We start from the raw sequence: 10,896 nt of genomic DNA, 5'->3' as shown, positions 1-10,896 counted from the left end.
CTTCTGGTTCTTCGGCCATCCAGAGGTGTACATCATCGCCCTGCCGTTCTTCGGCATCATCTCCGAGGTCATCCCGGTCTTCTCCCGTAAGCCGATGTTCGGCTACATGGGCCTGATCGCCGCGACGATCTCCATCGCGGGTCTGTCCGTGACGGTGTGGGCGCACCACATGTACGTCACCGGCGGTGTGCTGCTGCCGTTCTTCTCCTTCATGACCTTCCTGATCGCTGTGCCGACGGGCGTGAAGTTCTTCAACTGGATCGGCACCATGTGGAAGGGCTCGCTGTCCTTCGAGACACCGATGCTCTGGGCGACCGGCTTCCTGATCACCTTCACCTTCGGTGGTCTGACCGGTGTCATCCTGGCCGCGCCGCCGATGGACTTCCACGTCTCGGACTCGTACTTCGTGGTGGCCCACTTCCACTACGTGGTCTTCGGTACGGTCGTCTTCGCGATGTTCTCCGGCTTCCACTTCTGGTGGCCGAAGTTCACCGGCAAGATGCTGGACGAGCGCCTCGGCAAGATCACCTTCTGGACGCTGTTCATCGGCTTCCACACCACCTTCCTCGTCCAGCACTGGCTGGGCGCCGAGGGCATGCCGCGGCGTTACGCCGACTACCTGGCGGCCGACGGCTTCACCGCGCTGAACACGGTGTCCACCATCGGTTCGTTCCTCCTCGGCCTGTCGATCCTGCCGTTCCTCTACAACATCTGGAAGACGGCCAAGTACGGCAAGCCGGTCGGCGTGGACGACCCGTGGGGCTACGGCCGCTCGCTGGAGTGGGCGACCTCCTGCCCGCCGCCGCGGCACAACTTCACCACCCTGCCGCGGATCCGCAGTGAATCCCCGGCGTTCGACCTGCACCACCCCGAGATCGCCGCGCTCGAACAGCTCGAGTACGCCGGTCACGCGCCTGCCGTCGCGGACAGCAAGGAGGCCGGCAAGTGAAGATCCAGGGCCGGATGTTCATCTGGCTGAGCTTCTTCATCCTGATCATGGCCATCGTGTATGGCGTGTGGTCGAAGGAGCCGGCCGGCACCACGGCGCTCTTCCTGGCCTTCGGCCTGTCGATCATGATCGGCTTCTACCTGGGCTTCACCGCCCGCCGGGTGGACGCCGGTGCGCAGGACGACACGGAGGCCGATGTCGCGGACGACGCGGGCGAGCTGGGCTTCTTCAGCCCGCACAGCTGGCAGCCGCTCATGCTGGGCTTCGGCGGTGCGATCGCCTTCCTCAGCATCGCGGTCGGCTGGTGGCTGATCTACTTCTCCGCGCCGTTCATCGTGATCGGTCTGTTCGGCTGGGTGTTCGAGTACTACCACGGTGAGAACCGCACCCAGTAAGACCCCGAGCACCATCCGGAAGCCCGGACCCTCCGTCAAGAGGGTCCGGGCTTCCGGCTTTTTCGCGTGCCGAGCGGGTGTCCCTCGGATGCGGGAGTGTCGTTCCCTCGTATGGGTTACGTACCGCGCCAGTAGGGTCTCCATCTCATAGCGTGATCGTATGAACCACATTCCGCGGACCCGTACCGTCGTCAGCTGTGTCGTGCTGGTGACCGCCCTGGGCGCGGGCATCACCGCCTGCGGTTCGGACGGCGACCCCCTGTCCGCTACGCCGTATGACGCAGCGGGCCTGATCTCCTTCAACGCCCCCACCCAGGTGGGCAAGCGGGCCGACCCGGACAAGCCCCTGGAGATCAGCGTCAAGGACGAGGGGCGCATCACCGACGTGACCGCCCAGGACTCCACAGGACGCTTTGTGGCGGGCGAACTCACCGCCGACGGCAGTCGCTGGCACAGCACCTCCCCGCTGGCCGCGAGCGCCCACTACACGGTCACGGTGAGCACCGAGGACGACGACGGGGCGCCCGGCCGCAAGGTCCTCAGCTTCGACACCACCCAGCCGACCGCCAAGAAGCAGCTGGGCGTCACCTTCGGGCCGGACGCGGGGGAGTACGGCGTCGGGCAGATCATCACCGCCCAACTCAGCGAGGAGGTCAAGGACCCGGCGCAGCGGGCCGTGGTGGAGCGCGCCCTGCGGGTGGACTCCGTACCCGCCGTGCCCGGCTCCTGGTACTGGGTGAGCGGCAAGGAACTCCACTACCGGCCCAAGGACTACTGGCCCGCCCACGCCACGATCCTGGTGCACAGCAACCTGGACGGCGTGAAGATCGGCGACCGGCTGTGGGGCGGCAAGTCGAAGCCGGTGAAGCTCACCACGGGCGACCGGATCGAGGCCGTCACGGACGCGGCCGCGCACGAGCTGACGGTGTTCAAGAACGGCGCCGTGATCAATGCCATCCCGGTCACCACGGGCAAGCCCGGCTTCGAGACCCGCAACGGCGTCAAGGTGGTCCTGGAGAAGCAGTACTTCGTACGGATGCGCGGCACCACCGTCGGCATCGCCGAGGGCAGCCGGGACAACTACGACCTGCCGGTGTACTACGCCACCCGCGTCACCTGGTCCGGTGAATACGTGCACGCGGCGCCCTGGTCGGTCGGCTCACAGGGCTACGCCAACGTCAGCCACGGCTGCACCGGCATGAGTACGGCCAACGCGCGGTGGTTCTTCGACACCGTCCACGAGGGCGACATCGTCCGGGTCGTCAACTCCAACGGCCAGCCGATGGAACCGTTCGGCAACGGCTTCGGCGACTGGAACGTCACCTGGAAGAAGTGGCGTACGGGCTCCGCCCTGACGGGCACCCAGACCAACGGCCAGTCCTCCTCGGACACGGTCCGCCTCCAGCCAGCGGCCGTGTGAGCAGCACCTCGACGGGGCGCGGGACCGTGTCGGCACACGGCCCGCGCCCCGTCGTCGGGCTAGGCGCTCACGAGCCTCTGCTGCCGCAGCAGGGCGGCCAGCGAGGCGGCGAACTCCACCGGGTCCACCGGCAGGGTCACCGCGGCGTCCGCACGGCTCCACGTGGCCAGCCAGGCGTCCTGGGGCCGGCCGATGAGCAGCAGCACGGGCGGGCACCGGAACACCTCGTCCTTGATCTGCCGGCACACCCCCATGCCGCCCATCGGGACGGCCTCGCCGTCGAGCACGCACACATCGATGCCCCCACGGTCCAGCTCGCGCAGCACCGCCGCGGGCGTGGCGCACTCCACGAACTCCACTTGGGGCACATCCGGGGCGGGACGCCGCCCGGTGGCCAGCCGTACTTGCTCGCGGGTGTTGGAGTCGTCGCTGTAGACCAGCACGGTGGCGGTCGGCTGCATTGTTCCTCCGGGTCGACGTCGGCGTCGTACGGACAGGACGGACGGGGCCGTTTGGGCGGATGTTACTCCCATGAACACCACGTCAACACCGGTTCGGAGGGCAGCAACACTCCGAACGGCACCCCCCGGAGTGAGGGCGAGATAAGCGACCGACATAATGTCGGTCGTGGCGACAGCAACGACAGTAGAAACCGGGCACGCGCACCCGTCGGTCAACCGGCCGAACCTCACCAGCGTCGGAACCATCATCTGGCTGAGTTCCGAGCTGATGTTCTTCGCGGCCCTCTTCGCGATGTACTTCACCCTCCGGTCGGTGACCGGACCGGCTCACTGGAAGCACATGGCTTCAAGCCTCAATGTGCCTTTCTCCGCGACGAACACCACGATCCTGGTGCTCTCGTCGCTCACCTGTCAGCTCGGCGTGTTCGCGGCCGAGCGGGGCGATGTGAAGAAGCTCCGTGGCTGGTTCATCCTCACCTTCATCATGGGTGCGATCTTCATCGGCGGTCAGATCTACGAGTACACGAGCCTGGTGAGGGAGGACGGCCTCTCGCTCTCCTCCGATCCGTACGGCTCGGTGTTCTACCTGACCACCGGCTTCCACGGCCTGCATGTGACGGGCGGTCTCATCGCCTTCCTGCTGGTCCTCGGCCGCACCTACATGGCCAAGAGGTTCACCCACGAGCAGGCGACGGCCGCCATCGTCGTGTCCTACTACTGGCACTTCGTCGATGTCGTCTGGATCGGCCTCTTCGCCACGATCTATTTGATCAAGTAGCCGGGACCGCTCCCGCTAAGTCCAGAAGCACCGACGCAGAAGATCCTGACACCGGGGTAATCCGTGAAAAAGCTCTCCGTACGACGACGCCATCCGCTGGCGGCGGTCGTCGTCCTACTCCTCGCGCTGGCGGCCACTGGGGGGCTGTACGCCGCGTTCGCGCCCGCGGGCAAGGCGCAGGCCGACGCAGGCTCCCAGTCCTTGACCATCAAGGAGGGTAAGAAGCTCTTCGAGGTCGGCTGCGCCAGCTGCCACGGCACCGGTGGACAGGGATCCTCCGACGGGCCGAGCCTGGTCGGCGTGGGCGCCGCGGCCGTCGACTTCCAGGTCGGCACCGGCCGTATGCCGGCCGCGACCTCGCAGGGCGCCCAGGTCCCGCGCAAGAAGACCGTGTACACCCAGACCCAGATCGACCAGCTCGCCGCGTACATCGCGTCGCTGGGCGCCGGTCCGGTGGTGCCGACCAAGCAGCAGTACGGTCCGGCCGGCGCGGACATCGCCAAGGGTGGCGAGCTGTTCCGCACCAACTGCGCGCAGTGCCACAACTTCACCGGCAAGGGTGGTGCCCTCACCAAGGGCAAGTTCGCCCCCACGCTGGAGGGTGTCGACCCGAAGCACATCTACGAGGCCATGCAGACGGGCCCGCAGAACATGCCGTCCTTCCCGGACACCACGCTGTCCTCGCAGAACAAGAAGGACATCATCGCGTACCTGCACGCGGTCGACAGCAGCGAGACGACGAACCCGGGCGGTCTGGAGCTGGGCGGCCTCGGGCCGGTCAGTGAGGGCCTGTTCGCCTGGATCTTCGGTCTCGGCGCGCTGATCGCCGTCGCCGTCTGGGTCGCCGCTCGGACCGCAAAGGCCAAGAAGTCATGAGTAGCCAAGACATTCCAGAAGAGAACCTGCCCGCTGAGCAGGACCACGCGCACGGCGCGGTAGCGGTCGCGGACGAGGAGAACCCGTTCGCCGACCCGGGGCTGCCGCCCCACGAGCACCGCATCCAGGACATCGACGAGCGGGCCGCCCGGCGGTCCGAGCGTATGGTCGCCCTGCTGTTCACGATCTCGATGCTGGCCACCGTCGGCTTCATCGTGTCGTACGTGACCATCCCGCACGACAAGAACATCTTCGTCTTCCCGATCGGGCACATCAGCGCGCTGAACTTCGCGCTGGGCCTGACCCTGGGCGTGGCGCTGTTCTGCATCGGCGCGGGCGCGGTCCACTGGGCCCGCACCCTGATGTCCGACGTCGAGGTCGCCGACGACCGGCACGCGATCGCGGCCTCTCCCGAGGTCCGGGCGAAGGTCCACGCGGACTTCCGCCAGGGCGCCAAGGAGTCGGCGCTCGGCCGCCGCAAGCTGATCCGCAACACGATGTTCGGCGCGCTGGCCCTGGTGCCGCTCTCCGGCGTCATGCTGCTGCGTGACCTCGGCCCGCTGCCCGGCACCTCGCTGCGGCACACCCTGTGGGCCAAGGGCAAGCGCCTGGTGAACATGAACACCAACCAGCCGCTGCGTCCCGAGGACATCGCCGTCGGCTCCCTCACCTTCGCCAAGCCGGACGGCCTGGAGGAGACGGACGAGGAGTTCCAGAACGAGCTGGCCAAGGCCGCGCTGATGATCGTCCGGCTCCAGCCGGACAACATCAAGGACAAGCGCGAGCTCGACTGGTCGCACGAGGGCGTCGTCGCGTTCTCCAAGATCTGCACCCACGTCGGGTGCCCGATCTCGCTGTACGAGCAGCAGACGCACCACGTGCTGTGCCCGTGCCACCAGTCCACCTTCGACCTCTCCGACGGCGCCCGAGTGATCTTCGGCCCCGCCGGCCACGCCCTGCCGCAGCTGCGCATCGGTGTGGACAGCGAGGGTTACCTCCAGGCGCTCGGCGACTTCGAGGAGCCCGTCGGTCCTGCATTCTGGGAGCGCGGATGAGTACTGCAGCGAACGACACCTCCCGCGCACGCGGGAAGGCCCCGGCCGGCGAGCGCATCGCCGACTGGGCCGACGGCCGGCTCGGGATCTACTCCCTGGCCAAGGCCAACATGCGCAAGATCTTCCCCGACCACTGGTCGTTCATGTTGGGCGAAGTGTGCATGTACAGCTTCATCATCATCATCCTGACGGGTGTCTATCTGACACTGTTCTTCCACCCGTCGATGAACGAGGTCGTGTACCACGGCAGCTATGTCCCGCTCCAGGGGCAGATGATGTCGGAGGCGTTCAACTCGACCCTGCACATCTCCTTCGATGTGCGCGGTGGTCTGCTCGTCCGGCAGATCCACCACTGGGCCGCGCTGATCTTCCTCGCCGGCATGTTCGTGCACATGATGCGCGTGTTCTTCACCGGCGCGTTCCGCAAGCCGCGTGAGATCAACTGGCTGTTCGGCTTCCTGCTGTTCGTCCTCGGCATGTTCACCGGTTTCACCGGTTACTCGCTCCCGGACGACCTGCTCTCCGGCACCGGTGTGCGCTTCACCGAGGGTGCGATCCTGTCCATGCCGATCGTCGGCACGTACATCTCGTACTTCCTCTTCGGCGGTCAGTTCCCCGGCCACGACTTCGTCGCCCGGTTCTACTCGATCCACATCCTGCTGCTGCCGGGCATCATGCTCGGCCTGATGGTGGCGCACCTGATCCTGGTCTTCTACCACAAGCACACGCAGTTCGCGGGTCCGGGCAAGACCAACAACAACGTCGTCGGCATGCCGCTGCTGCCGGTCTACATGGCCAAGGCCGGAGGCTTCTTCTTCCTGGTCTTCGGTGTCATCGCGGCCATCGCCGCGGTCGCGCAGATCAACCCGATCTGGGCCATCGGCCCCTACCGGGTCGACCAGGTGTCCACCGGCGCCCAGCCCGACTGGTACATGGGCTTCGCCGAGGGTCTGATCCGCTTCATGCCGGGCTGGGAGATCAACTTCTGGGGCCACACCCTGGTCCTGGGCGTGTTCATCCCGCTGGTCCTCTTCGGTGTGGTGCTGGGCGCGATGGCGGCCTACCCGTTCATCGAGTCCTGGATCACCGGCGACAAGAGCGAGCACCACATCCTGGACCGCCCGCGCAACGCCCCGACCCGTACGGGTCTCGGTGTCGCCTGGGTGACGATGTACATGATCACGCTGGTCGGTGGTGGCAACGACCTGTGGGCCACCCACTTCCACCTGTCGATCAACGCCGTGACCTGGTTCGTGCGGATCTTCTTCTTCGTCGGTCCGGTCATCGCGTTCATCGCCACCAAGCGGATCTGCCTCGGCCTCCAGCGCCGCGACCGCGACAAGGTGCTGCACGGCCGCGAGACCGGCATCATCAAGCGGCTGCCGCACGGTGAGTTCATCGAGGTGCACGAGCCGCTCAGCCAGGAGCAGCTGCACACGCTCACCACGCACACGCAGTACGCGCCGGCCGAGATCGGCCCCGCGGTCGACGAGAACGGTGTCGAGCGCAAGGTGACGGCGTCCGAGAAGCTCCGGGCGAAGCTGTCCAACGCCTACTACGGCGAGGACAACCAGATCCCGAAGCCGACCTCCGAGGAGTACAAGGAGATCACGAGCGGCCACGGCCACCACTGATCCCCGCGTCGCCACGCCACAGAGGGGCCCCGTCCGCGAGCCGGACGGGGCCCTTCCCCGTGCCGGGGGCTCGATAAGGTGGTGTACGAGTTTCCACCCCTGTGTACGACAAGGAGCGGCCGATGAGCGCTGTGACCCCCGCTGGAGGCGACACCGCGGCGGGCCGCTCCTGGCCCGCCCTGCTGAACGGCCTGCTGAACGGCCAGAACCTGTCCGCGGACGACACCGCCTGGGCGATGGACCTGATCATGCGGGGCGAGGCGACCGACGCCCAGATCGCCGGGTTCATGGTGGCGCTGCGCGCCAAGGGCGAGACCGTCGAGGAGATCTCCGGTCTGGTGCGCACCATGTACGAGCACGCGAACGTGATCGAGGTGCCCGGGCCGGCCGTGGACATCGTCGGCACCGGCGGCGACGGCGCCAAGACGGTGAACATCTCCACCATGTCCTCGATCGTGGTCGCGGGCACCGGTGCCAAGGTCGTCAAGCACGGCAACCGCGCCGCCTCCTCCGCCTCCGGCTCCTCCGACGTCCTGGAGAAGCTGGGCATCAACCTCCAGCTGACCCCGAAGCGGGTCGCCGAGGTCGCCGAGGAGGCCGGCATCACCATCTGCTTCGCGGTGAAGTTCCACCCCTCGCTGCGTCATGTCGCCGCCGCCCGCGGCCAGTTGGGCATTCGTACGACCTTCAATGTGCTCGGTCCGCTGACCAACCCGGCGAAGGTGCGCGCCCAGGCGGTGGGCGTCGCCGACCCGCGCATGGCGCCCGTGGTGGCCGGGGTCTTCGCCGAGCGCGGCAACTCCGCGCTGGTCTTCCGCGGCGACGACGGCCTGGACGAGCTGACCGTCACCGCCACCTCCCGGGTGTGGGTGGTGCGCGACGGCAAGGTCTCCGAGGAGGTCTTCGACCCGCGGGACGTCGGCATCGAGCTGGTCCCCGTGGAGGCCCTGCGCGGCGCGGACGCGGCCTATAACGCGGAGGTCGCCCGCCGGGTGCTGGACGGCGAGCGGGGGGCCGTACGGGACGCGGTGCTGCTGAACTCCGCGGCGGCCCTCGTGGCCCTGGAGTCGGCCGACGCTCCGCTCACCGAGCAGCTGCGCGTCCAGATGGCCAAGGCCGCCGAGTCCATCGACTCGGGCGCGGCCAAGCGCACGCTGGAGCGCTGGGTGGCCGCCAGCAACGCCTGACGGCCACAGGCTGATACGACTGATCGTCCCGCGATCCGGACACGGGTTGCGGGACATCGATCTTTTCGCGTACGTTCCCTGTCAGGTCATGAGTGACAGTCATGAGGCCCCGGCCGACTGTCCGGCAACCCTCCGTCCGTGGCGGGGTGCCCCGGGTGAGGACCAGGTCGTAGGCAGCGAGGTCTACGGCAAGCGCGGACCCCTCGGGCGCTCTCGGTAGCGCCGGGCCAGGGGTCCTGGTCGGTCGAGGGAGCCTCCCGTGAGCAAGCGAATGCGCTAGGGCCGCTGAGCCCCGCCTCCGCGTACCCCTTTCACCTTTCTTCCGTACGCCGTCTTCGGCGTGCGTTCTCACGGGAGTTCCCCATGTCTGTCTCCACCGTCGCCGTCGACCCGTCGATTTGCACCCCGCTGCCCGTTCTGGGGCGAGATGTCACCGTGCCGCTCGTCACCGGCGGCACCATCACCTACGCGGCCCTCGACTACGCGGCCAGCGCCCCCGCCCTCCAGCGCGTCTGGGACGACGTCGCCGCCTACGCGCCGTACTACGGCAGCGTCCACCGGGGTGCCGGGTACCTCTCCCAGTTCTCCACCGACCTGTTCGAGAAGGCCCGCCGCACGGTCGCGGAGTTCCTCGGCTGCCGCGCCGACGACCAGGTGGTCTTCACCCGCTCGACCACGGACTCGCTGAACCTGCTGGCCCGGGTGGTCCCGGCCGACTGCCGGGTCTTCGTCTTCGAGACCGAGCACCACGCCTCGCTGCTGCCCTGGCGCGACGACCGGGTCACCTATCTGGACGCGCCGCGCAGCCCCCGGGAGGCCGTCGAGACGCTGGAGCGGGCCCTCGCCGACCGGGACCCGTACGGCCCGGCCCTGGTCTGCGTCACCGGTGCCTCCAACGTCACCGGCGAGCTGTGGCCGGTGCGCGAGCTGGCCGCCGCCGCGCACGCCCACGGCGCCCGGATCGTCCTGGACGCCGCCCAGCTGGCCCCGCACCACCCGGTCTCCCTCGCCGACCTGGACGTCGACTGGGTCGCATTCTCCGGCCACAAGCTGTACGCCCCGTTCGGCGCGGGCGTGCTCGCCGGGCGTGCCGACTGGCTGCGGGACGCCGAGCCGTACCTCGCGGGCGGTGGCGCCAGCCGCAGCGTCGCCCGGCGCGCGGACGGGGGCGTGGAGGTGGAGTGGCACGAGAGCGCCGCCCGGCACGAGGCGGGCTCCCCGAACGTCATCGGCGCCTACGCCGTCGCCTCCGCCTGCCAGGCCCTCACCGAGGCCGGCTGGGACGCGCTGGTCGCCCGTGAGCAGTATCTGATCGACCGGGTGCGCGCGGGCCTTGCCGAGATCCCGCAGGTCAGGGTGTTGTCCCTGTTCGGGGACGACGCGCCGCGGGTCGGGGTGCTCTCCTTCGTGGTGGACGGCTGGAACAGCTCCCACTTCGCGGCCGCGCTCTCCGCCGAGTACGGCATCGGCGTCCGCGACGGCCTCTTCTGCGCCCACCCGCTGCTGCGCACCCTGCTGGGCACGGCCCCCCAGGCCCCCGCGGAGTGCGGCGCCCCGTCCCTGAACGCCATCCGCGCGAGCTTCGGCGCGGGCACCCCGGACGAGCATGTGGACCGCTTCGTCACGGCCGTACGGCAGCTGGTGACGGAGGGCGCGAAGTGGACGTACCGCACGGAGGAGGGGCGCTGCGTGCCGGTGGCGTAGCGGTCCGAACGGGCCGGTGAGGCGGCTTTCAGCGAGCGGTCAGGAGTCCAGGCCGATCGCGAAGGCCGCCTCCAGGTCGTGCTGCGAGTACGTCCGGAACGCCACATGCGTGTCCGTCGCCTCGACGCCGGGGATCTTGCTGATCCGGCCGGGGATCACATCGGCCAGGTCCTCGTGCTCCCGCACCCGCACCATGGCGATCAGGTCGTACGTACCGGTGACGGAGAAGACCTCGCTCACCGACTCCAGTGAGGCGATCTGCTCGGCGATCTCGGGAATCCGGTCCACGCTGGTCTTGATGAGGACGATCGCGGTGATCACGGCTGGTTCTCTCCCTCAGGGGCCGGTTCAGGTGCGCATTTCACTCTATCCCCACGCCCGTGGCGCACCCACGCGTAGACGAACCCCGCCCCGAACCCCACCAGGTGCGCCACGGG

At 68.3% G+C, this 10,896-nt stretch carries 11 protein-coding genes and 1 riboswitch; of the genes, 9 read left to right on the top strand and 2 right to left on the bottom strand.

Annotation, left to right across the window (positions count from 1 at the left end; genetic code table 11):
- The 3 genes from CCN72_RS16545 to CCN72_RS16535 all read left to right on the top strand — a co-directional run.
- Positions 1 to 949, top strand: a 949-nt coding sequence (locus tag CCN72_RS16545; RefSeq protein ID WP_208638020.1) for a cytochrome c oxidase subunit I, incomplete at its 5' end; no start/stop codon positions are given.
- Entirely contained in the window at positions 946 to 1,344 is a 399-nt protein-coding gene (locus tag CCN72_RS16540; protein ID WP_085564354.1) for a cytochrome c oxidase subunit 4, read from the top strand. The genes CCN72_RS16545 and CCN72_RS16540, both read left to right, overlap by 4 nt.
- A 160-nt stretch (positions 1,345 to 1,504) precedes the next feature.
- On the top strand, positions 1,505 to 2,764 hold the full coding sequence (locus CCN72_RS16535; RefSeq protein WP_085564353.1) for a L,D-transpeptidase: 1,260 nt from the start codon (positions 1,505 to 1,507) through the stop codon (positions 2,762 to 2,764).
- 59 nt (positions 2,765 to 2,823) lie between these two features.
- Here CCN72_RS16535 and CCN72_RS16530 read toward each other — a convergent pair whose 3' ends face one another.
- On the bottom strand, positions 2,824 to 3,225 hold the full coding sequence (locus CCN72_RS16530) for a response regulator (protein WP_086808181.1): 402 nt from the start codon (positions 3,223 to 3,225) through the stop codon (positions 2,824 to 2,826).
- Between the two features lie 157 nt (positions 3,226 to 3,382).
- Here CCN72_RS16530 and ctaE point away from each other — a divergent pair, with 157 nt between their 5' ends.
- The 6 genes from ctaE (at position 3,383) to CCN72_RS16500 (ending at position 10,459) form a co-directional block, all read left to right on the top strand.
- Positions 3,383 to 4,003, top strand: coding sequence for an aa3-type cytochrome oxidase subunit III (ctaE, locus tag CCN72_RS16525; RefSeq protein ID WP_037652968.1), 621 nt, complete (start codon positions 3,383 to 3,385; stop codon positions 4,001 to 4,003).
- 63 nt (positions 4,004 to 4,066) lie between these two features.
- Complete coding sequence (gene qcrC / locus CCN72_RS16520; RefSeq protein ID WP_085564351.1) at positions 4,067 to 4,879, top strand: cytochrome bc1 complex diheme cytochrome c subunit; 813 nt, start codon at positions 4,067 to 4,069, stop codon at positions 4,877 to 4,879.
- Positions 4,876 to 5,934, top strand: coding sequence for a cytochrome bc1 complex Rieske iron-sulfur subunit (gene qcrA / locus CCN72_RS16515; RefSeq protein ID WP_037652972.1), 1,059 nt, complete (start codon positions 4,876 to 4,878; stop codon positions 5,932 to 5,934). Before qcrC ends, qcrA begins: the two co-directional genes overlap by 4 nt.
- Positions 5,931 to 7,568, top strand: coding sequence for a cytochrome bc1 complex cytochrome b subunit (gene qcrB / locus CCN72_RS16510; protein WP_085564350.1), 1,638 nt, complete (start codon positions 5,931 to 5,933; stop codon positions 7,566 to 7,568). The genes qcrA and qcrB overlap by 4 nt, the downstream gene beginning before the upstream one ends.
- Before the next feature lie 122 nt (positions 7,569 to 7,690).
- On the top strand, positions 7,691 to 8,755 hold the full coding sequence (trpD, locus tag CCN72_RS16505) for an anthranilate phosphoribosyltransferase (protein WP_086808180.1): 1,065 nt from the start codon (positions 7,691 to 7,693) through the stop codon (positions 8,753 to 8,755).
- A gap of 84 nt (positions 8,756 to 8,839) precedes the next feature.
- Positions 8,840 to 8,956, top strand: a riboswitch (SAM riboswitch).
- Positions 8,957 to 9,118: 162 nt separating this feature from the next.
- The gene (locus CCN72_RS16500) at positions 9,119 to 10,459 is read left to right on the top strand and encodes an aminotransferase class V-fold PLP-dependent enzyme (protein WP_086808179.1); all 1,341 of its coding nucleotides are present in this window, start codon (positions 9,119 to 9,121) and stop codon (positions 10,457 to 10,459) included.
- Positions 10,460 to 10,498: 39 nt separating this feature from the next.
- Here the strand turns inward: CCN72_RS16500 and CCN72_RS16495 are convergent, their stop codons facing one another.
- Entirely contained in the window at positions 10,499 to 10,780 is a 282-nt protein-coding gene (locus CCN72_RS16495) for an Lrp/AsnC family transcriptional regulator (protein ID WP_037652980.1), read from the bottom strand.
- Positions 10,781 to 10,896: the final 116 nt, after the last annotated feature.

The organism is Streptomyces murinus, assembly GCF_002154555.1.
In the GTDB taxonomy this organism is placed as follows: Bacteria; Actinomycetota; Actinomycetes; order Streptomycetales; family Streptomycetaceae; genus Streptomyces; species Streptomyces murinus.
Note: the sequence above shows the minus strand (reverse complement) of the source record. Positions and strands in the feature narration are given on the sequence as shown.